Raw genomic sequence first — 21,193 nt, 5'->3', positions numbered from 1 at the left:
GGCAATCACCTGGACATGCGGGAATACTACTCCACGATCAGACGGCCGCTGTTTCGAGCGAGCCCGGAATTCAACGCTTGAGTCTATCGGTGCGGCACCGTCCGTGACGCGCGTCGAACGATGCGCTTGCGCGCGAGGTCGACGGCTGGAATCGGACCCGGAGCAGACGCCAATCCACAGCAACAGCGGCCACCCGAGCAATGTAAAATGGTTGCACGAACAGCACTCGCGGAGAACGGCTAAGGTGGCAGTCGAGTCCATACTCGAGGCAGAGCGTGATCGCTACCTGCAATTCTTCCGTTCGACGGTCAGCCAACTTCAAACCTCCGTGCGCAACGTGGCGACGGAAGTCCTGATCTCCATAAACAACGATCGGATACCGTATCCGTACCGCTACCTTCGCGTCGATGCCTTGGCAAAGGATGAAAGAGATCAAATCAAACCGTACGAATTCGCTATCGATCCGGACCCAGCATTCGTTGCAGAAATTTTCCGTTTCCGTGCGTTCGACCTGAATCTCCATCCATTCACGTGGAATAGATTGCAGGTGGTCTTCGATCGGCAGCCGCCAGAGACCTTTGCGTTGGACAACTGGATTACCACATGGCTAGACGTAGGTGAATGCGGTGGCAATAGCGTCGATGGATTAGCCGGTGCGATCCACGGTGCGAGCCAAGTCGAATCTAACGATCACTGGTCGTTCTTCACAGTTGACTTCGGGACCGCGCCGACGACAGCCCTGATGCATCTTCTCGACATCATCGCAAAACGAGGGGTAAAGCAGATCTTCCTCAAAGCAGGCTGAACAAACGTCGCCGCCGCTTCTTTATCGACGAATCAGGCGAGATACCAAGCGTCTGCCCGGGCCGAATCCCGTCCGCCGCCCGACAATCGATGATCGGACAGCATGTGCGAAGGGCACAGCTATCGCAGCAATATGCTCCCGCGGATCTCGGCAGGCCGTCCAACCACCCACGACAGATTGCGCTGACCATGACCCACGGGAAGGCCCCCGTAGATTGGGGCGCCGAGCGGCGCCAGCGCGTCCAGCAGAACGTCCGTGAGTAAGTAGTCGGCCCCGGCTGGCAACGGGCAGCGGATGAAGTCGCCGAGCACAATCGCGCGTGCGCCATCGAGGATACCGGCGTGACGCATCGTCATGATGCTGCGGTCAATGCGGTATGCAAGTTCAGTAACGTCCTCCAGAACGACAATCGAGTCGCGAAATCTCGGCTGCCAACGGCTGCCGGCCATGCTCGCGAGTACCGTGAGATTGCCGCCGACAAGCGGCCCTTCGATCGAATCGGCCGACCCATACAGACGTTCGAGTGGCAGTGGCGTCGGCGGGACCCCGGTGAGCGCACCCAGAACGCTGAGGCGCGACTCCTCGTCAACTTTCGTCGCGAGGCCGTTGAGCGTCGGCCCGTGAATTACGTCGATGCCGGGAATCTGCTGCAGCGCGCAGAAAAGCGCGGTCGCGTCGGAGAAGCCGATCACGGTTTTCTTTCGGGGCACGGTAGTGGGCAGCGCGGGCAGCACATGCGTAGAGCCATAGCCGCCGCGTGCGATCCAGACGATATCGACTGCCGGGTCTGACAACGCCGCAAGCAGATCGTCGATACGATCCTGATGAGATCCCGCGAGATACCGGAACCGGTCAGCTACGTGCGCGCCCACAGAGACGGAAAATCCCCAACTTTCCAGCAGCGACACGGCGCGCGCGAGGTTATCCCGGTCAGGAATGCCTGCCGGCGCCACGACGGCCACCCGCTTACCTTGCTCTATCACGTCGGTTGCTCCATTGTTTCACCGGTCGCCGGCGCCAAGCATTTGAGCGGAACGTTGCCGCGCGCCAACCAGAGCCCGCCTCCGCATTGAAAGCAGAAATCGTTGCGTCTTGCCTACCTCTTGCCGCTTCTGACGCAACGATTGTCGCGAACGGCGAGCCGCGAGCCGCCGTATGCACGAGACATAATGCGACCCGCAAGCTTACGACATGCGCCCCCGGTGAAGTGGCAATGCAACCCGATTCACGCCTTTATCGGCTTGACGCCGATTGTCGACGATTCAGCCGCTGAGGTCGAGTAGCCGTTCCTGGCCGAATACCGGTGGTCTTCGCAGCTTTCCTGCGGAAATCCGCGATGAGCTGTTTTCATGGCCGATGCGTATCGCTACAGCCCGAGCGCTCTCGTCGCGAGCATCGCAACCTGCAGCCGCGTGTCGGCCGGCTGGCCGTCTTCCATCAACCACACGGCCGACAGCCCGGCCCACGCGAGAATCCATTGCAGCAGCCGGCGCGAGTCAAGCTGCGCGGCATCCGCCACGACCACGACACGCCGCTCGAAACGCACCGGATCGACCGCGATGTCATGCGCAGGATTACAGAACAGGTTCGCGTAATCGAACGTGCGCTCGCCGCGCAGCCCTTTCGGGTCGATCGCGCGCCAGCCGCGATCGCCGAAATGAAGAATGTTGTCGTGGTGAATGTCGCCGTGCAGCACGACTTCGTCGACGGAAGGCTCGGCGAACAACTGGCGAGCGACCGCCGCCGAGCCGCGCAGCGCGTCGTTATCGACATCGTTCGACAACAGCGCGTAAAACCAGTCATGCAGCGGCACCACCGGCGGTACCTGCGGCGCACGATGCGCATGCAGCCGCGCGACGACGTCGCACGCGATGCGCATCGTGTCGTCGTCGTGGCCCGCGGCCGACAACGCGGCGAGCGTCGGCGTCGGCTGCGCGCGCTCGAGCAGGATCGCGTCGCCGTCGTGCTGCCACACCTGCGCGGCGCCTTGCCCGTTCCACCAGGCCATCAGCGCATTGCCGCGCCGCTCTTCGTCGCACGTCGCGACTTTCAGCATCGCGGGCCGCGCGTGCCAGACGACCGGCAGCAGGCCGCCGCTCGCGGTCAGGATCGGGCCGCCGTCGGGAACGAGGCCCCACAGGTCGAGGTATCGATCGAACATCCGACGATGGTACAAGCGAACCGGCTCGCGCGCCCGGCACACGTGACCGCAACGGCATGCCGCAAACCCGCATGCACGGTGCGAGCGGCCTCCAAAGCGCTTTCCTAAATAAAATTTAGCCAGCCAAACTTTGGCTAAAGAATGTTCCGGTTTCGCGCCATCCCTTCGACAATGCGCGCCTTTCGTGACCGATCGGCGCGCCGCCCGCGCGCCGGCCGTCGCGGCATTGAAGAAGGAGCCCGACATGACCGATCCCACCGCCCACCCGCCGCCACCGCCCGCGCCGCCATCCGCAGCGCCGCGCCGCCGCCGTGTATGGCGCACGCTCGCGGGCGCGCTGCTCGGCCTGACGCTCGCGTGCGCGGGCATCGGCGCGTGGACGATCGATCGCATCTGGACGCAGTTGCCGTCCGTCGAACACCTGGCCGTCTATCGTCCCGCGCTGCCGCTGCGGATCTTCTCGCGCGACGGCGACCTGCTGGCCGAATACGGCGTCGAGCGGCGCGAGTTCGTGCCGCTCGAACGCATCCCGGCGCTGATGCGCCATGCGCTGCTCGCGGCCGAGGACGCGAAGTTCTACGAGCACGGCCCCGTCGATATCGGCGGCCTCGCGCGCGCGACGTTCGCGAATGTCGTCACGGGGCAGCCGGGGCAGGGCGGCAGCACGATCACGATGCAGGTCGCGCGCAACTTCTACCTGACGCGCGACAAGGTGCTGAGCCGCAAGCTCGCCGAGATCCTGATGGCGGCCAAGCTCGAACGCGAATACAGCAAGGACAAGCTGCTCGAGCTGTACATGAACGAGATCTATCTGGGCGAGCGCGCGTATGGCTTCGCGGCCGCCGCGCACGTGTACTTCGGCAAGCCGCTCGATGCGCTGAACGCGGGCGAGGCGGCCGTGCTCGCCGGGCTGCCGAAGGCGCCGTCCGCGTTCAACCCGGTCGTCAACCCGGCGCGCGCGACCGCGCGGCGCAATTACGTGCTCGGCCGGATGCACGCGCTGGGCCAGCTCGACGATGCGGCGTATCGCGCGGCCGTCGACGCGCCGATCGCGCTCGCGACCACGCCGCCGCCCGGCATCGTCGCCGCGCCGTACGTCGCGGAGCGCGCGCGCCGGATGATGGTCGAGCGGTTTCATGACGATGCGTACACGCTGGGCCTCGACGTGACGACGACGATCTCGATGCGCGACCAGCGGGCGGCCGAAGCCGCGCTTGAGCGCACGCTGAGCCGTCAGGCGCGCGCGAAGCGCGATACGCGCAACGGGCTCGAAGGCGCGCTCGTGTCGCTCGATGCGGCTACCGGCGACATGCTCGCGCTGGTGGGCGGCGCGGACTTCAATCGCAACGTGTTCGACCACGCGTTGCAGGCGTATCGCCAGCCGGGGTCGAGCTTCAAGCCGTTCGTCTATTCGGCGGCGCTGGAGAAGGGCTACTTCCCCGGCGTGCTCGTCGACGATACGCAGCGCACGCTCACGCATGCGGAAACCGGCGCGCGGCCGTGGCGTCCGCGTAATTTCGCCAACCACTACGAGGGCTTCATTCCGGTGCGGCGCGGGCTCGTCCGTTCGAAGAACCTGGTCGCGGTCAGCCTGATGCAGGCCACCGACGCGCGCTACGTGCAGCAGCACGCGGTGCGCTTCGGCTTCGACGCGCAGCGCAATCCGGCGTCGCTGCCGCTCGCGCTCGGCGCGGGCGCCGTGACGCCGCTCGAACTCGCGAGCGCGTACAGCGTGTTCGCGAACGGCGGCACGCGGATGGAGCCGCGCCTGATCCTGTCGGTGAAGCAGCGTCACGGCGGCGCGATGTACGAGGCGACCGTGCCGGCGGGCGAGCGGGTCGTGTCGGCGCGCAATGCGTTCGTGATGGACAGCATGCTGCGCGACGTCGTGCGGGCCGGCACCGCGCGCGGCGCGCTCGCGCTGCGGCGCGACGACGCGGCCGGCAAGACGGGCACGTCGAACGGGTCGAAGGACGTATGGTTCGCGGGCTACTCGTCGGGCATCGTCGCGGTCGCATGGCTCGGCTACGACACGCCGCGCCCGATGGGGCGCGCGACCGGCGCGACGCTCGCGCTGCCGGTCTGGCTCGACTACATGAAGACGGCCGTCGACGGGCGCACGCCGGTCGATGCGACGCCGCCGCGGGACGTCGTGCTCGTCGACGGCGATTTCGTCTACGCCGAATACACGCGCGGTACGTGCACGGCCGACGTGCCGGCGTATATCCGCAGCCGCTTCGCATGCGGCGGCGCGGCGGCCGTCGATGCGCCGGATGCGTTGGGTGCGCGGGCCAACCACGGCAAGCGCGACGAACCGATGCCCGCCGCCGTCGATGCGGCCGAGCGCGAACGCGTGCTCGACCTGTTCCGGACCGACGACTGACGCGCGCGATGCATACGCTCTACCTGATTGCGATCGTCGCGGAAGCGATGTCGGGGGCGCTGATGGGCATGCGCCGCGGAATGGACCGCTTCGGGCTCGCGCTCGTCGGCGCGGTGACGGCGCTCGGCGGCGGCACGGTGCGCGACGTGCTGCTCGGCCACTATCCGCTCGGCTGGATCGCGCATCCCGAATACCTGGTGATCACGCTCGTCGCGGCGACCGTCGCGTCGTGGGCGGCACGCCATGTCGCGCGGATGAGGGCGCTGTTCGTCACCGTTGATGCGATCGGCCTCGCGGCGTTCACGATCATCGGCTGCGACATCGGCGCGTCGGCCGGCACGGCGCCGATCATCGTCGTGCTGGCCGGCGCGATCACGGGCGTGTGCGGCGGGATGCTGCGCGATTTGCTCTGCAACGAGATGCCGCTGATCCTGCGCGAGGAGCTGTATGCGAGCGTCGCGTTCGTCACGGGCACGCTGTATGTCGGGATGCAGTCTCTCGGCATCGACGCGGGGTTCGCGACGCTCGTCGCGCTGGCGGCCGGCTTCTCGATGCGGATGCTCGCGGTGCGGCTCGGCTGGAAGATGCGGACCTTCGGCGCGGCGGACGTCGAGCATTGAGCGCACGCGCCGGTGCCTGCCGCGCCGGCATTCAGTCCGGCTGCATCACCTGAAAGACGTTCCCTTCCGGATCGACGCCGTCGACCATTCGGTACGGGAAGCCGTCATAGCGCTTGAGATCGCGCACGGTCACGCCGTGGCCGGCGAGCCGGTCGCGATACGCGGCGATATCGGCGTCGATCCTGAATACGAGTTTCACGTTGCTGGCGGCGGCATTCGCATTTGCGCTTGCCGATGCGGCCGCGTGGCGAAACGCCGGCCCGGCCCGATGCAGCGCGAGTTCGATCGCGCCTGCATCGAGCACGGCCCATTCGCCGTCGATTTCCTCGATGACGGGCAGCGCGAAATGCCGTTGATAGAACGCCTTCAGCAACGCGACGTCACGGACGTACAGGATGATGCGGGTCATCGGCAGCGGCACGGGGGTCTCCTGGAAGGGGAGAAACGAAAGGTCTCGAGACAATGCGGCCGCCCACGGTGGCGTACGACATCGAGCGACGCAACGATCATGCGACACACGCCCGCGCTACGCGGGCACCATCACCGGCGGCGTCCCGTCGCCGGTTTCCACCATCTTCACCGCGAAGCCGTAGCACCGCGCGATATGGGCCGGCGTCATCACGTCGCGCGGTGCGCCATGCGCGACGATCGTGCCGTCGGCGAGCATCGCGATCGTATCCGCATGCCGCGCGGCGAGGTTCGGATCGTGGACGATGGCGAGCACGCCGAGCCGCCATTCGCGCGCGACGGCGCGCACGGTATCGAGCAGGCGGTGCTGGTGCGCGAGATCGAGCGCGGCGGTCGGTTCGTCGAGCAGCAGGTAACGCGGGCCGGTTTCCATCGCGTCGTGGTCCGGCCACAGCTGCGCGAGGACGCGGGCGAACTGCACGCGCGCGAGTTCACCGCCCGACAGCGTCGTGACGTCGCGGCCGACGAGCGCGTCGGCGCCCGCGCGTTCGAGCGCGCGCCACGCGATGTCGCGATCGCGATGCGCGATCACGTGGCGCGCGCCGCCGCGCCGCGCATGCGGATAGCGGCCGAGCAGCACGATTTCGTCGACGCTGAACGGGAACGCCGGCTGCGCGGCCTGCGGCAGCACCGCGCGCAGGCACGCGAGCCGCGGCGCGTCGATGCGCGCGAGCGGTTCGCCGTTCAGCGTGACGTCGCCCGTCACGCGCACGCCGTTCGGTGCGATGCTGCCGGTCAGCTCGCCGGCGAAGGTTTTCAGCAGCGTGCTCTTGCCGGCGCCGTTGCGCCCGAGCAGCGCGGTCACGCGGCCGGGTTCGATCGACAGCGACAGGTCGCGCAGGATCGTATCGTGCCGGCGGGCGACGTCGAGGTGGTGGGCAGTCAGCATGGTCGTCGTGATGAAGGGATTACCCGCCGAGCGCGCCGCGGTTCTTCCACAGCAGCACGAGGAAGAACGGCGCGCCGAGCAGCGCGGTCAGCACGCCGAGCGGAATGTCGGCGGGCGCGGCGACGGTGCGCGCGGCGAGATCGGCCGCGAGCGTCAGCAACGCGCCGAGCAACGCGGCGCCGGGCAGCACGATGCGCTGGTCCGGGCCGCACGCGAGGCGCACGCAATGCGGCGCGACGAGCCCGATGAAGCCGATGACGCCCGCGCACGACACGAGCGCGCCGACCGCCAGCGCGACCGCGACGAGCACGCGCCGCTTCAGCCGCTGCACCGGCACGCCGAGATGCAGCGCTTCGGTTTCGCCGAGCTGCAGCGCGTTCAGCGCGTCGCGTTCGCGTACGAGCAGCCCGCAGCCGAGCGCGACGCACGGCGCGACGGCCGCCAGCGTCGTCCATTGCGCGCCGCCGAGGCTGCCGAGGCTCCAGAAGGTCAGCGAACGCAGCTGGGCGTCGTCGGCGACGAACGTGAGCAGCCCGATCGCCGCGCCGGCCAGCGCATTGATCGCGATGCCGGCGAGCAGCAGCAGCGGCAGTGCGAGCCGGCCGCGCGACGCGGCCAGCCGGTAGACGAGCGCCGCGACCGCGAGCCCGCCCGCGAACGCAGCGACCGGCAGCGCGGCCGCGCTCGCGTGCGCGGCGAAGAGCGCGGGCCCGAGCACGATCAGCGTGGTCGCGCCGAGCGCGGCGCCGCTCGACACGCCGACGAGCCCCGGATCGGCGAGCGGATTACGGAACAGCGCCTGCATCGCGGCGCCGGTCGCGCCGAAGCCGCCGCCGACCAGCAGTGCGAGCGCGACGCGCGGCGCGCGGATGTCGAGCAGCACCGCGCGGGCCTGCTGCGCGGCCGCGTCGCCGCTCAGCGCGGCCCAGGCTTGCGCCAGCGGAATGCGGTACGCGCCGACGCACAGCGCGACGACGGACATCGCGGCCACCAGAACGGCGAGCGCGGCCAGGACGAACGGCGCGAAGCGGCGCGACGTGCCGAGGCGCGCGGCGCCGGTGCGCGCGGCGCGCCGCGATACGTTGAACGGCGAAGCGTGAGCGGGCATCGGGTCGATCCGGAATCAGGCGAGCGCATCGGACAGGCGTCGATGCAGGGTCGTGACGGCGAGCGGCAGGCGCGGGCCGAAGCCGAGCAGGAACAGCGCGTCGAGCGACACGACGCGCCGCGCGCGGCCGGCCGGCGTCGCGCCGAACCCGGGCGTCGCGAGCAACGCGGCGTGACCGCCGACGGCCGCCAGTCCTTCGTCGGTGATCAGCACGACGTCGGGCGCGGCCGCCGCGAGCGCCTCGGTGGTCAGCGGCTTGTAGTGATCGAAGCCCTGCATCGCGTTGCGCGCGCCCGCATAGCGGATCATCGCGTCGGCGGCCGTGCGCTGGCCCGCGACGAGCGCTTGCGCGCCGGTATGGTTCAGCACGAACAGCACGCGCGGCGGCTGCGCGCCGCCGGGCACGCGCGCGGCGACCGCGTCGCGCGCGGCCTGCCAGTCGCGATCGAAACGCTGCAGCAGCACGGTGCCGGCGTCGCGCACCTCAAGCGCCTGCGCGACGCCGGTGATCTTCGCGCGCACCGATTCGACGTCGTGGCGCTCGTCGAACGTCGTCACCGCGACGCCCGCGCCTTTCACCTGCGCGATCGCCGTCGGCGGGCCGGCTTCCGCCGAGGCCAGCACGAGATCGGGCCGCAGCGACAGCAGCCCCTCGGCCGACAGCGCGCGCTGGTAGCCGACCTTCGGCAGGCGCTTCGCGGCGTCGGGATACGTGCAGGTCGTGTCGGCGCCGACGAGCCGGTAACGCGGCGTCTCGGCGCCGCCGAGCGCGAATGCGGTTTCCGCGAGCGCGCCGCCGATCACGATCACGCGCTTCGGGGCGGCGGCCGCGACCTGGGCGAGCACGCCGCCGGGCAGCGCGCCGGCGAGCGCGCCGGCCGCCGCGCCGGCCAGCAGCGACCGGCGGCGCGGATCGAACGGCCGCGCGCTCACCGCGCGGCCCCGCGTGCGGCCGCCGGCAGCGTCGCGACGAGCGAGCGCCAGTCGTCGCGCTCGATCTTGCCGGGCTTGCGCTCGCCGAACAGCAGCGCGACGTGCTCGCCCTGCCGGTCGAACAGCTCGAGCGACGTGACGATGCCGTCGCTCGTCGGCTTCTTCACGACCCATGCGGCGGCGATCAGGTCCTCGCGTACATGCAGGTTGAAGCCCGGATCGAGGACGTTGATCCACGCGCCGACCTCGCGCACGTTCGCGACGGGGCCTGTATGGATCTGGATCATTCCCGCATTGCCGACGAACACCATGATCGGCTGGCCGCTTTTGGCGGCCTGTTCGAGCACGTGGCGCAACGCATGCGCGGTTTCGACCGGATACGCGTATTGCGGATCGGCGAGACGCAGGGCCTGCAGGCGGCTCACGCCGAAGCGCTGCGTGAGGCCGAAGAACTGGTGCGTGTCGGTCATCGCATCCCATGCGGCGCGAAAGCCCGCGACGTCGATCTCGCTATCGGCGCGCTCGGGCGTTTTCGGCGCGGCGGGCGTGACCTCGAGGCCCGGCTTCTGCGACGGTGCGCGCCACCGTTCGACGAATGCGTCGTACGCCGCGTGATCGCTGTGCGCGCGCAGATAGACCTTGTGGATCGCATGGCCCTGCGCATCGAAGAACTGCAGGCTTTTCAGCGGGCCGTGCGCGGTCTCGTCGCGCACCGCGAATGCCGACACCCAGTGACGATAGAAGATGCGCAGGTCGATGTCGCCGAGCGCGAGGCCGACCGGGCCGTCGTGGCTCATCTGCGCATATTCGCCATCCTTTTCATGCACGGCCGTGTCGTTGCGCGTGAGCGCCATCACGCGGCCGAGGCGCGGCATTTCCTCGAACATCGCCGGGAAGCGCGCGTCGAGCCGCACGACGTGCTCGCCGACGAACGCGCCGAGCGCCTCGCCTTCGCTGACGCCGAGCGCCTGCGCGACGTCGCGGTTGCGCAACTGGCGCTCGGTCTTGAGCTTGATGAACGCATCGCGCAGCGCGGCGACCGCGCGGGCCGACGTGGCCGGCTGACCGGGAAGGGCGGAATGCATCATGTCGGACTCCTTCGAGTAACGGTTGGGGTGGGTGCGCGGGCAACGCGCATCAGAAATCCACTTTCATGCTGACGGCGACCGTGCGGCCGGGCGACGAATACGCGTCGAGCACTTGCGAATCGGCCGCGATGCCGCGCACGTCCGACCAGTTCCAGTACTTGCGGTCGAACAGGTTGCGGATGCCGATCGTCGCGCTCACGTGCTTGTTGAAGCGGTAGCCGCCGCGCAGGTCGACGACGAACGACGACGGCGGCGTGAAGCACGCCTTGTTCGAACAGTCGGATTTGTCGACGTCCTTGTCGCGTTTGGCGGCCTGGAACAGCAGGTCGGTCTGCACGAACCAGCGTTCGCCCGGTTCATACCGCACGCCGAACACGGCCGAGAACGGGTTCACGGTGTTCAGCGGCTGGCTGGCCGCGCCGTCGTTCTGCGTCGAGCCCTTCGTGAAGGCCATCGCCGTCTTCAGCGTGATGCCGTTCGGCATCGCCCATTCGGCGCGGCCTTCGAGGCCGTGGATGCGCGCATCGGCGAAGTTCACGTACTGGAACACGAACGGGTCGACCGGCCGGCCGCTGCCGGCGATCGTCGTGCGCGAGATGAAGTTGCGGTAGCGGCCGGTGAACGCGGCCGCGCTGTAGCGCACGACGCCGTAGCCGGCGCCGGCCTTGCCGCGCAGGCCGGCTTCGAACGTGTCGCTGGTCTCGGGCTTCAGGTTCGGATTGCCGATCGACGTGTAGCCGTACACGGGGTTCGAGAAACTGCTGTTCACCTGGTCGGGCGTGGGCGCGCGGAAGCCGTGCGCGTACTGCACGTACGGAATGACCGCGGGCGTGATCTCGTAAAGCACGGCGACGCGCGGCGACAGTTCGTTCGCGCTCGTCGACACGGCCTTGCCGGTGAACAGCGGATCGTTTTCGGTGGGGCTCAACCGGTACGTGTCGAAGCGCAGGCCCGGCGTGACGAGCAGGCGGCCGTAGCCGATCTGATCCTGCACGAACGCGCCGAACAGCGTGTAGTCGGTGTCGGGAAACGCCTTGTTCGGGAACGCTTCGCCGACGCCCGGCACCGTGCCGTCGCGCAGGTTCGTCACGCGCGACAGGCTGCCGTCCACGCCGTAGAGCAGCTTGTGCGCGAGCGGGCCGGTCGCGAAACCGCTTTCGGCGAACGCGGAGCCGCCGAACGTACGCTCCTTGTACTCGTTGTCGCGCGAACGCGAGGGCTGCCTGCCGCGCGTCTCGAACGCGTACTGGTCCTGCTTCGCGTCCTGGTAGTAGAACTGCACGTGCGCGGTCTGGAACCAGCGGAATGCATCGTCGCGGAAGTCGTAATCGACGCTGAAGCGATTGCGCTCGAGCCGGTCGTGCGTCGTCAGGCCGAGCGTGGCCGGCGCATTGATCGCCGACAGCACGTCGGTGCTCACGCGCCGCTGCACCGTTTCGGCGGTGAACTTGATCGTGTCGCGCGTGGTGGGCGTCAGCACGAGCTTGCCGAGCAGCGATTCCGAATACACGTCCTGCGGGTTCGACGTCGTGCGCAGCGTGCTCGCCGAGTTGTTGCCGCCGCGCGTGTCGACCTCGTGGCCGCGCCGGCCGTCGGCGATGATCATCCCCTGGATGCGGTCGTTGCCGCCCGCGGCCGACACGGTCGCGCCGATGCTGCGGTCGGTCGAGTCGTAGCTCGGCCGGAACGAGAAGTAGTAAGGCTTGTTGTAGACGGACAGCAGGTCGCGCGGGTCCTTCGTGATGAAATTCACCGCGCCGGTCAGGCCGTCGCTGCCGTAGAGCGCCGACGCCGGCCCGCGCAGGATCTCGATGCGCTTGAGCGTGTCGAGATCGGCGTAGTCGCCGCGGCCGGCTTCGAGCGGGCCGAACGAGAACGCGTTCGGCAGGCGGATGCCGTCTTCCATCAACAGCACGCGATTGCCTTCGAGGCCGCGGATGTTGATACTCGAATCGCCGTCGCGGCCGCCGCCGAGCGCGGCGCTGCCGGGCCGGTACGCGGCGCGGCGCACCGTGATACCCGGTTCGTAGCGCAGCGCGTCCTTGATGTTGGTGGCCTGCTGCTCTTCGAGATCGTCGTCGGTGATCACCGACACGGACGCCGCCGTGCGGCTCGCCGCGGTGGCGGTGCGGGTGGCCGTGACGGTGACGGGGTCGAGCAGCGCCGCATCGCCGCGCGCGGATGCGGCAGCGGCGGTCAGGACGGCGGAAGGCGGCGTGACGCCTTGCGGCGACGAATCGGCGTAAGCCGTGGCGGCGGACAGGCCGAACGCGCCGAACAGCGCGGCACGGATCGGCCGCCGCGCCAGCATGGAGCAATGCACAGGTGGTCTCCCATTGACGATAACAAGCCCGAAGGCTGGCTGGGTGACGCGTTCACCTGGCTGGCCCGTTTGCGCGCGGCATGCGGCAAACGGCGATTTGAAAGGCAACTGACAACCTTAACAGTGTAAATGAGAATTATTATCAATACAAGGACGCAAAGCGGCTCATGCGAGTGAGCGCTCGCCTGCGCGGCTCGGCCGAGCTCGGGTCGGAAATTTGGGAGAAACCGGGGCGCGAACGCGCGCTAAGCCAGCGCTTCGACGCGAATCAGCAGGTTGCGCGCGTGCGCGACGAACGCGTCGTGCGTTGCGCGATCGCCGTGGCTTTCGATACCGGCCTGTTCGGCGAACGCGATCTGGTCGGTGTAGAGCTCGACGAGCGTACGGCGTGCGTCAGGGGGAAGCGCACGGATCATCGACACGATCAGCAGTTCCTGCGCGCGAAGCATGCCGGACAGCGATTGAGCGTTCATGCTGGCCTCCTCGGACGATGCGGCGGCGAGCCGCTCTTTCCATACTAGGCGCTCGGCGGCGGAGGTGGAGGCGAGGTGCGTGCGTGCCGGCGGCCGGCACGCGATTCCGCGCGAACGCCGCGCGAGCCGACATTCGCCGCGTGCGTGCGTGCGGCCGGCGGGAACCGGCACGCAAGCGAATGCGAGGAAAATCAGCCGGCCGTGGTGGCGGACCGCGCATCGCGCACGACCTGCGCGACGCGTTCGACGAACTCGGCGTCGATGCTCGACAGCGCTTCGCGCTTGCCGTCGGGCATCTCGACCATCAGGCGGTAGGTGACGTCCTGCGTGGTCCAGGCGAGATAGCCGACGACGGCGAGCATCACGCCGACCACGAGCGCGGCGCTCGATGCGCCGATGCCGCCCGCGATGGCGATGGCCGCGCCGATCAGCGAGATCAGCGACGGCACGAGACGGTTCTTCGGAATCTTGACGACGTCGACGTGGCGGATGTCACGCAGTGCGAATACCTGCCCGGCGGCCGACAGGCCGTTGCGCGTGACCATGACGCCACGTTCGTTGAATGCGTTTTCCATCATGTGTTGCGTGGACGAAAACGCGCAGCGTAGCAGGTTTCGTTGCCGCGTCAAACGAGACCGACTGCCGCACGATGCGCGCGGCGCGGCCGACAGACGGGGGGCCGGGGGAACGGAAACGTGCTCAGAACTGTAGCCGGCCGTCGCCGTAAAGCCGGCCCGGCACGTGCGACGCGACGACCTCGGCGATTTCTTCGTCGGTCGATTCGGCCGGCACGATCTGGCGCCGCGCGGGCGCGTCGAGATGCATCGTCCATTCGACGAGGCGATACGGGCGGCCCCAGGGGCGCTGCATTTCAACCGAGACGCGGCAGCTCTGGACCGGCAGCGAGTGTTGGCACGTGAGAATCGCGTGCAGATGGCTGAAAACGGTATCTTCGATCATCATGGCCTCCGATCCTGTCTTGTGGGCAATCGATGGCGGCGCCGTCGGCGTTTAAAAAAAAAGCCGCCGATGCTCAGGCGGCCAACAGGGGGGGTGAGAGCATCGTCTCAGCCCAGAATTAAGCGAAACTTAAAAGCCCATAAAAAAGCGCCCCGCGTGGAGCGGGGCGCTTCTTGCCGTCGTGATCCGCGAGTTAAGCGGATGCTTTAGAACTTGTGACGGATACCGACGCGAGCGGCCAGCTGGTTCGACGAACCCGTGCCCGACGTGTTGAAGTAGCTCGTGCTCGAACCGATCTGCGCCTGCACGTTGTTGCCCGACGCCTTCTGGTAGATCACCAGGCCATACACGTCCGTGCGCTTGCTCAGCGCGTAGTCGAGGCCCACGTTGCCCTGGTTCCAGTGCGCCGAGCTGCCGCTTTGCGTCGCGTTCGTGTACGTGTAGCCCGCTGCCGCCGACAGCGCCGGCGTGAACGCATACTTCACGCCTGCTTCGTATGCGTTGTAGAACGTGCCCGATGCGCCGGCCGCGATCGGGGTGAACTGCGTGCGCGTCCAGAGCAGCCATGCCGTTGCCGGGCCGAAGACGTAGCGGCCGCCGACGCCGTACGTGCGCAGGTCGCGGATGTTCGTCAGCGCGATGTTCGCGATCGACGTCGAGAAGGCCGGCGTCGACTGGCTCGGGAAGCGGATGTCCGTGTATGCCGCGCCGAGGGCGAACGGGCCGTTCGCGTAGTTCAGGCCGAAGCTGTATGCGCGCGACGAACCGGGCGTCGTCGTGGTGCCCGTCGTCGTCGACGGTGCGCCGGCGAAGTCGGTCGAGTTCGAGAAGCCGTACAACGCGCCGAACGTGAAGCCGGCGTAGTTCGCGCTCTGGAACTTCACCGCGTTGTTGATGCGGCTCGACGTGAGCTGGTCGATGTCGTTCACGTGGTACGCGTAGTTGCCCGCGACCGTGTTGCCGCCCGTCGAGTAGTTCGAACCGAGGATGTCGGTCGAGAACGAGTACTGGCGGCCGAACGTGACCGTGCCGTATTGCGCCTGGCTCAGGCCGACGTACGCTTGACGGCCGAAGATCGCGCCGCCCTGGCCGATCGTGCCGTTGCCGCTGTTGAAGCCGTTTTCGAGCACGAAGATCGCCTTCAGGCCGCCACCGAGGTCCTCGGTGCCGCGCAGGCCCCAACGGCTGCCCTGGGCCACGCCGTCGTCGTACTTGAACAGCTTGCCGCTGCCGGTAGCGGTCTTGCTGTGGTTCACGTAGCTGATACCGGCATCGATGACGCCGTACAGGGTCACGCTGCTTTGTGCGTGCGCCGTGCCGGCCGTTGCTGCGAGGGCGGCGATGGTCAACAGTTTCTTGTTCAAAGGATTCTCCGAGCGAATGAATGGCGTGTCCAGTTGCGGTTCCGGCGCTCTCTGCGGGCGCTCTCACGGACCGGCGCAACTTTATCGGCGGGCCACGTAATGAATATGACAGCGACTGTCATATGACGAATGTGTGGTGCCGATGCGACACGGAATTCTGCCCGGGTTGCCTGGCGAGGGTTATACCGATTTCGGCTGAGATTCGATCCCGATCAGGAATATGCACATGAAATAAGCTTGGTTTGCGGCGTTCGCGCCCCGTGCCACGATCCGTCCTCCAACACACGACACGGGACAAAGAGGACACCCATGCGACGTTCGATCCTGACCGGCCTCGGCGCACTCGCCGCCGCGCTGGCATTCGCCGCCCCCGGCGCGCACGCCGACCCGCAAACGCTGAAGATCGGCACGATGAGCGGCCCCGACGCGCAAATCTGGACCGAGGTGACGAAGGTCGCCGCGCGCGAAGGCCTTGCGATCAAGGTGATCGAATTCAACGACTACGTGCAGCCGAACGCGGCGCTCGATGCCGGCGATCTCGATGCGAACGGCTTCCAGCACCAGCCGTTCCTCGACAGCCAGATCAAGCAGCGCGGCTACAAGATCGTCAACGTCGGGCTGACCTACACCGCGCCGATGGGCTTCTATTCGAAGAAGCTCAAGTCGCTGAAGGATCTGCCGGTCGGCGCGAAGGTCGGAATCCAGAACGATCCGTCGAACGGCAACCGCGCGCTGTTGCTGTTGCAGAAGTACGGCGTGATCAAGCTGAAGGCCGGCGCCGGCACGAACGGCGTGAACGCGACGCCGCTCGACGTCGCCGAGAATCCGAAGAAGATCAGGATCGTCGAACTCGACGCCGCGCAACTGCCGCGCGCGCTGCCCGATCTCGACGCCGCGTCGATCAACACCGACTACGCGGTGAAGGCGGGGCTCACGCCGGTGAAGGACGCGATCGCGATCGAGGATCTGCGCGGGCCGTACGCGAACCTGATCGCGGTGCGCGCGCAGGACAAGGACAAGCCGTGGGTGAAGAAGCTCGTCGCGGCCTATGAATCGAACGACGTGCGCAAGTTCATCGACCAGAAGTTCGGCGGCGCGATCGTGCCGGCGTTCTGAGCGGCCTCGGCCGGCGGCGCGGTATCGGCCGCCGACGCGCGCTCCGGAAAGCCAATCGCCCGCGCAAGCGGGCGATTTCATTGGTGGATGCGGATGGTGCGCATGCGCGCCGCGGCCCTGCCCGGCCCGGCGCGCGGGCCGGACACTCGGGCTCAGGCCGACAGCAGCGAGCCGGTGCGGATCGCGGTCGCGCCGGCGATGCGCGCGACTTCCATGCCGGCCGTCGCGAAGCGCACGACCTGGCGCGCGTACAGCACGCCCGACACGCTGCTCTTCAGCGTGACGACGCGATCGGTCAGCGGATCGACGATGTCGGCCACGGCTTGCCCTGCCTCGATCATCGCGCCGACCGGCGTACGGAACACGATCACGCCCGACACGGGCGCGACGAGCGGATCGGTGCCCGCGAGCGGCGTGGCCGGATGCGCGAGCGGCGGCAGCGGTGCCGGCGTGCCTTCGACGACGCCGCGCTCGGTCAGGTATTCGACGATCGCCTGGGCATCCTTTTCGGCGAACTCGTAGGACACGTCGCGTTCGCTGCGCAGTTCCACGGTGACGGAAATCGCGCCGTTCGGGATCGGGAAGCGGTCGCCGAAGCGGTTGCGCAGATCCGACCAGCAGAAGCTGTGGATTTCGTCGAACGGGTTGCCGACCGAATTCAGCGCGAGCAGCGACGCCTTGGCATCGAGATAGCGCGCCAGCGGCTCGACGTCCGGCCAGAGATCGGGATTCGTGTAGAGGTGCATCACCGCATCGCTGTCGCAGTGCAGGTCGAGCACGATATCGGCGTCGAACGACAGCTTCTGCAGCGCGAGGCGCTGCGAGTCGAGTTCGGTGCGCGGCTTCTGCTCGTCGAGCGCTTCGCGCATCGCGGTGCGCACGACGGCGAGATTGCGCTGCGCGTCGTTCGTGAGGCGGTCTTCCACGCGCGGCAGCACGAGCGCCGCGAGATCGTAGAAATTGCGGTTGAAGTTCTGCATCGAGCCGAGCTCGAAGCGGCCGAGGTGATCGCCGAACACGTGTTGCGACAGGCCGATCGGATTGGGCACGGGCACGATGACGATTTCGCCGCGCAGCTTGCCGGCCGTCTCGAGCGCGGCGATCTTGCGGCGCAGCAGCGTGGCGACCAGCATGCCGGGCAACTCGTCCGCGTGCAGCGACGACTGGATGTAGACCTTCTTGCCGCCGCGCGGGCCGTAGTGGAAGCTGGTGATCTGGCGTTCGGTGCCGACGGCGGGGGAAATCAGCGGATGGGTCTGCGTTTGCATGATGAGGGGAGTGCGGCGCAGCCGCGAATGATCCGTGTGCGTGGAAGATCGATTGTACGTTGCCTTCCTCGCCCCCACCAAACCGGCGCCGGAACATCCGGTTTCCCGTTGAGAATCATCGGGTTGGCGCGGAAAAAATAACGTCGTCCGCGCCGCGCGCAAAAAAACGGGCTCCTCGCGGAGCCCGTCGGTGTCGCGCCGAATCGCGCGTCGGTCGGCCGGATTACTTGCCGTAGACGTCGAAATCGAAGTACTTCTTCGCGATCTTGTCGTACGTGCCGTCCTTGCGCATGCCGGCGATCGCGCCGTCGATCTTCGCCTTCAGGTCGGTGTCTTCCTTGCGCAGGCCAATGCCGGCGCCGTTGCCGAGCGTCTTCGGATCGTCGAGATCCTTGCCGGCGAAGTCGAAGTTCGCGCCGCGCGGCGTCTTCAGGAAGCCGATCTCGGCTTGCACCGCGTCCTGCAGCGCGCCGTCCAGACGGCCGGAGATCAGGTCGGCGTAGACCTGGTCCTGGTTCTGGTAAGGCACGACGTTCACGCCCTTCGACGCCCAGTACGTCTTCGCATAGGTTTCCTGGATCGTGCCCTGCTCGACGCCGACCGACTTGCCCTTCAGCGATTCGGCCGTCGGCTGCAGGTTCGCGCCCTTCTTCGTGACGAGGCGCGTCGGCGTGTTGAACAGCTTCGACGAGAACGCGATCTGTTCGGCGCGCGCCGGCGTCATCGACATCGACGACAGCACGCCGTCGAACTTGCGGGCCTTCAGCGCCGGGATCATCCCGTCGAAGTCGTTCTCGATCCACACGCACTTCGCGTTGATGCGGCGGCAGATCTCGTTGCCGAGATCCACGTCGAAGCCGACCACCTTGCCGTCGGCGCCTTTCGATTCGAAAGGCGGGTAGCTTGCGTCGACGCCGAACCGCACGGTCGACCAGTCCTTCGCGTATGCACTGCCGGCCGATACGGCGAGCAGGGCCACGGTCACAGCCGCAAGAATCTTTTTCACTCGGTGACTCCTCGTTTTGTTCGATGGGTGCGCGGTTGTGCCGCGCCGTAAGCCTTCGGCCCGCCGCGGCTTCGCGTCGGACAGTCCGTTTCGCCCGCCCGATGGGGGCGCGCGACGTGCGCAAGATTATCAAGACAAAATACCGGCGGGGCGCCTAGGACAAGCCCCGATACCGGGCCCGGCGGCGGCGCGTCGGACGCACCGCCGTTTCACACACAGGAACGATTCAGCCGAGCGTTTCGTTGACCGCGCGCTGCAGGCACGTGACGAAGTGCGACACGGCGGGCGTGGGCAGCAGGTCGCGCCGCGCGATGATCGACAGGTCGAAGCGCGGCATGCTTTCGTCGAGTTCGGCCGTGCGGATGCCGAGCGGCGCGACCATCGCGGCGAGCGGGCGCGTGAAGCAGCCGATCACGTCCGAGCGCGCGACGAGCCCGAGCGTCACCGCGAACGACATCGGCGAGCGCAACAGCCGTTTCGGCAGCGGCAGCCCGTGCGCCTCGAACATCCCGACCATCACGCTGTGCAGGAACTGCTCGGCGCCGACGGTGACGATCCACTCCGCGTCGAGCAATTCCTCTAACCGGCGCGCCTGCGCGAGCGGGTGGCCGTCGCGCATCACGATCGTGAATTCGGTCGACAGCAGCGGCAATTGCGTGAAATCGCGGTCGAGCGCGGGCACATGGTGCATTGCAGCGATGTCGAGCGTGCCGTTGCGCAACTGCGCGAGCGCATCGGGCACCGTCACTTCCTCCAGATGCAGGCTGACGTTCGGCATCGACTCGCGGAACGCCGTCACCGCGTGCGGCAACGCCGTCAGCGCGATCGACGGCATCGTGCCGACCGCGACGCGGCCCGACATCTCGCCTTTTACCTGCTCGACGGCCTCGACCGTGCGGCGGACGTCGCCGAGCAACTGCTCGGCGCGCGGCAGCAGCGCCTCGCCGCACGCGGTCAGCTCGACGCCGCGCACGCTGCGCGCGAGCAATTCCGCGTTGAGCGCCGTTTCGAGCTCGCGGATCGTGTGCGTGATCGCCGGCTGCGTGACGCCGAGCTCGCGCGCGGCGGCGCGCAGGCTCTTCAGGTGCGCGGCGGAGACGAACGCCTGGAGCTGCGCGATGTTCAAGGGATTGCGGATGCGGGTCATCGGTCGGGTCCGGTTGGCGCAAAAGGGGGCGGCGGGTTCGGATTCGGGCGGCGATCCGGATGCACGTCACGCGTCGGCGCGTGCGCGGAACGCCTGCCGATAGCGCTGCGGCGACGTGCCGACGATACGTGAGAAGCGCTCGCGAAACGCGGTGACCGAACCGAACCCGGCTTCCGTCGCCACATGTTCGATCGACAGTTCGGTCACCTCCAGCAACTGCTGCGCATGCCTGACGCGCGCGGTCTGCAGCCATTGCCCGGGCGACGTGCCCGTCTGCTCCTGGAAGCGCCGCGTCAGCGTGCGCACGCTGGTCGACGCCTTGCGCGCGATCGCGTCGAGCGTCAGCGGCTGGCGCAGGTTCGCGTGCAGCCAGTCCATCAGGTCGTGCAGCCCGTCGCCGCCGGCCGGCCATTCGGGCGCGATGAACTGCGCCTGCCCGCCTTCGCGCACGCGCGGCGCCACCGCGCTGCGGGCCGCGTCGACGGCGACGGCCGCGCCATAGTCGGCCTGGATCATGTGCAGGCACAGATCGAGACCGGCCGCCGCGCCGGCCGAGGTCAGGATCCGGCCGTTGTCGACGAACAGCACGTTCGCATCGACGTCGACGTTCGGGTAGCGGCGCGCGAGTTCGGCGGCCGCGAGCCAGTGCGTCGTCGCGCGCAGGCCGTCGAGCAGCCCGGCCTCCGCGAGCACGAACGCGCCGCTGCAGATCGACGCGATCCGGCGCCCGCGCGCGGCCGCCGCGCGCAGCGCATCGAGCACGCGGCGCGACGTGGGCGCGAGCGGCACCGACGTGCCGGGGACCATGATCGTGTCGGCGTCGGCCAGCGCATCGAGGCGAAACGGCGGGCGCAGCTCGAACAGGTCGCCGCCGACGCGCGGCTGCTCGCTGCATACGCGTACACGGTACGCCTGCGCGACGTTCGGCGCCCGCACGCGCGCGAACGTGTCGCAGGCGACGCCGAGATCGAACGGGACGACATCGGGCAAGGCAAGAACGGCGACCGTATGCATGGCGTTCGCGGCCGTGGCCAGAATCCGTTGAAAGATGTCATTCTAGCCAATGGCTCGACCCGGCACC

At 68.0% G+C, this 21,193-nt stretch carries 20 protein-coding genes; 4 read left to right on the top strand and 16 right to left on the bottom strand.

Features of this window, described 5'->3' with window-relative positions; translation table 11 throughout:
- Window positions 1-244: 244 nt before the first annotated feature.
- A complete protein-coding gene (locus CFB52_RS27545) occupies window positions 245-805 on the top strand; it encodes a hypothetical protein (RefSeq protein WP_124860230.1) in 561 nt (186 codons plus the stop codon).
- A gap of 119 nt (window positions 806-924) precedes the next feature.
- Here CFB52_RS27545 and CFB52_RS27540 read toward each other — a convergent pair whose 3' ends face one another.
- Both CFB52_RS27540 and CFB52_RS27535 read right to left on the bottom strand, forming a co-directional pair.
- A complete protein-coding gene (locus tag CFB52_RS27540) occupies window positions 925-1,788 on the bottom strand; it encodes an LD-carboxypeptidase (protein ID WP_099318028.1) in 864 nt (287 codons plus the stop codon).
- 383 nt (window positions 1,789-2,171) lie between these two features.
- On the bottom strand, window positions 2,172-2,966 hold the full coding sequence (locus CFB52_RS27535; protein WP_099318027.1) for an aminoglycoside phosphotransferase family protein: 795 nt from the start codon (window positions 2,964-2,966) through the stop codon (window positions 2,172-2,174).
- 244 nt (window positions 2,967-3,210) lie between these two features.
- On the opposite strand from CFB52_RS27535, the gene CFB52_RS27530 reads away from it, so the two are divergent.
- Both CFB52_RS27530 and CFB52_RS27525 read left to right on the top strand, forming a co-directional pair.
- Window positions 3,211-5,349 (top strand): penicillin-binding protein 1A, encoded by a 2,139-nt coding sequence (locus tag CFB52_RS27530; RefSeq protein WP_099318214.1) that lies wholly within the window; start codon window positions 3,211-3,213, stop codon window positions 5,347-5,349.
- Window positions 5,350-5,357: 8 nt separating this feature from the next.
- Complete coding sequence (locus CFB52_RS27525) at window positions 5,358-5,969, top strand: trimeric intracellular cation channel family protein (RefSeq protein WP_060011249.1); 612 nt, start codon at window positions 5,358-5,360, stop codon at window positions 5,967-5,969.
- Window positions 5,970-6,000: 31 nt separating this feature from the next.
- Here CFB52_RS27525 and CFB52_RS27520 read toward each other — a convergent pair whose 3' ends face one another.
- From CFB52_RS27520 to CFB52_RS27475, 10 genes are all read right to left on the bottom strand, one after another.
- Window positions 6,001-6,390 carry a VOC family protein gene (locus tag CFB52_RS27520; RefSeq protein WP_059581920.1) on the bottom strand — a complete coding sequence of 130 codons (390 nt, stop codon included), beginning with the start codon at window positions 6,388-6,390 and terminating at the stop codon, window positions 6,001-6,003.
- A 105-nt stretch (window positions 6,391-6,495) separates the two neighbouring features.
- The gene (locus CFB52_RS27515; protein WP_059581923.1) at window positions 6,496-7,326 is read right to left on the bottom strand and encodes a heme ABC transporter ATP-binding protein; all 831 of its coding nucleotides are present in this window, start codon (window positions 7,324-7,326) and stop codon (window positions 6,496-6,498) included.
- A 19-nt stretch (window positions 7,327-7,345) separates the two neighbouring features.
- A complete protein-coding gene (locus tag CFB52_RS27510) occupies window positions 7,346-8,434 on the bottom strand; it encodes an iron ABC transporter permease (protein WP_099318026.1) in 1,089 nt (362 codons plus the stop codon).
- A gap of 15 nt (window positions 8,435-8,449) precedes the next feature.
- Window positions 8,450-9,367, bottom strand: coding sequence for a hemin ABC transporter substrate-binding protein (locus CFB52_RS27505; RefSeq protein ID WP_060968264.1), 918 nt, complete (start codon window positions 9,365-9,367; stop codon window positions 8,450-8,452).
- Window positions 9,364-10,455 carry a hemin-degrading factor gene (locus tag CFB52_RS27500; protein WP_059581932.1) on the bottom strand — a complete coding sequence of 364 codons (1,092 nt, stop codon included), beginning with the start codon at window positions 10,453-10,455 and terminating at the stop codon, window positions 9,364-9,366. The genes CFB52_RS27505 and CFB52_RS27500 overlap by 4 nt, the downstream gene beginning before the upstream one ends.
- Window positions 10,456-10,504: 49 nt before the next feature.
- Window positions 10,505-12,778, bottom strand: coding sequence for a TonB-dependent hemoglobin/transferrin/lactoferrin family receptor (locus CFB52_RS27495; protein WP_099318025.1), 2,274 nt, complete (start codon window positions 12,776-12,778; stop codon window positions 10,505-10,507).
- A 245-nt stretch (window positions 12,779-13,023) separates the two neighbouring features.
- Window positions 13,024-13,251, bottom strand: coding sequence for a hypothetical protein (locus CFB52_RS27490; RefSeq protein ID WP_059581936.1), 228 nt, complete (start codon window positions 13,249-13,251; stop codon window positions 13,024-13,026).
- 191 nt (window positions 13,252-13,442) lie between these two features.
- Window positions 13,443-13,826, bottom strand: a complete 384-nt coding sequence (locus CFB52_RS27485) for a DUF6232 family protein (protein ID WP_059581939.1) — start codon at window positions 13,824-13,826, stop codon at window positions 13,443-13,445.
- A 124-nt stretch (window positions 13,827-13,950) separates the two neighbouring features.
- Window positions 13,951-14,211, bottom strand: coding sequence for a DUF2866 domain-containing protein (locus CFB52_RS27480; protein WP_011548992.1), 261 nt, complete (start codon window positions 14,209-14,211; stop codon window positions 13,951-13,953).
- 206 nt (window positions 14,212-14,417) lie between these two features.
- Window positions 14,418-15,575, bottom strand: a complete 1,158-nt coding sequence (locus CFB52_RS27475; RefSeq protein ID WP_059581942.1) for a porin — start codon at window positions 15,573-15,575, stop codon at window positions 14,418-14,420.
- 309 nt (window positions 15,576-15,884) lie between these two features.
- Between CFB52_RS27475 and CFB52_RS27470 the strand changes: the two genes are divergently transcribed.
- Window positions 15,885-16,691: a MetQ/NlpA family ABC transporter substrate-binding protein gene (locus CFB52_RS27470; RefSeq protein ID WP_059581944.1), complete on the top strand. Its 807-nt coding sequence runs from the start codon at window positions 15,885-15,887 to the stop codon at window positions 16,689-16,691.
- A 152-nt stretch (window positions 16,692-16,843) separates the two neighbouring features.
- On the opposite strand, the gene CFB52_RS27465 is transcribed toward CFB52_RS27470, so the two are convergent.
- The 4 genes from CFB52_RS27465 to CFB52_RS27450 form a co-directional block, all read right to left on the bottom strand.
- Window positions 16,844-17,959 (bottom strand): succinylglutamate desuccinylase/aspartoacylase family protein, encoded by a 1,116-nt coding sequence (locus CFB52_RS27465; RefSeq protein WP_099318024.1) that lies wholly within the window; start codon window positions 17,957-17,959, stop codon window positions 16,844-16,846.
- A 223-nt stretch (window positions 17,960-18,182) separates the two neighbouring features.
- Window positions 18,183-18,965, bottom strand: a complete 783-nt coding sequence (locus CFB52_RS27460; protein ID WP_059581949.1) for an ABC transporter substrate-binding protein — start codon at window positions 18,963-18,965, stop codon at window positions 18,183-18,185.
- Between the two features lie 226 nt (window positions 18,966-19,191).
- Window positions 19,192-20,112 carry a LysR family transcriptional regulator gene (locus tag CFB52_RS27455; RefSeq protein ID WP_099318023.1) on the bottom strand — a complete coding sequence of 307 codons (921 nt, stop codon included), beginning with the start codon at window positions 20,110-20,112 and terminating at the stop codon, window positions 19,192-19,194.
- A gap of 66 nt (window positions 20,113-20,178) precedes the next feature.
- Complete coding sequence (locus CFB52_RS27450; RefSeq protein ID WP_059641494.1) at window positions 20,179-21,126, bottom strand: GlxA family transcriptional regulator; 948 nt, start codon at window positions 21,124-21,126, stop codon at window positions 20,179-20,181.
- Between the last annotated feature and the right edge of the window lie 67 nt (window positions 21,127-21,193).

It is taken from the genome of Burkholderia sp. AU18528, assembly GCF_002223215.2.
In the GTDB taxonomy this organism is placed as follows: domain Bacteria; phylum Pseudomonadota; class Gammaproteobacteria; order Burkholderiales; family Burkholderiaceae; genus Burkholderia; species Burkholderia semiarida.
This window is presented reverse-complemented; position numbering and strand designations above follow the sequence as displayed.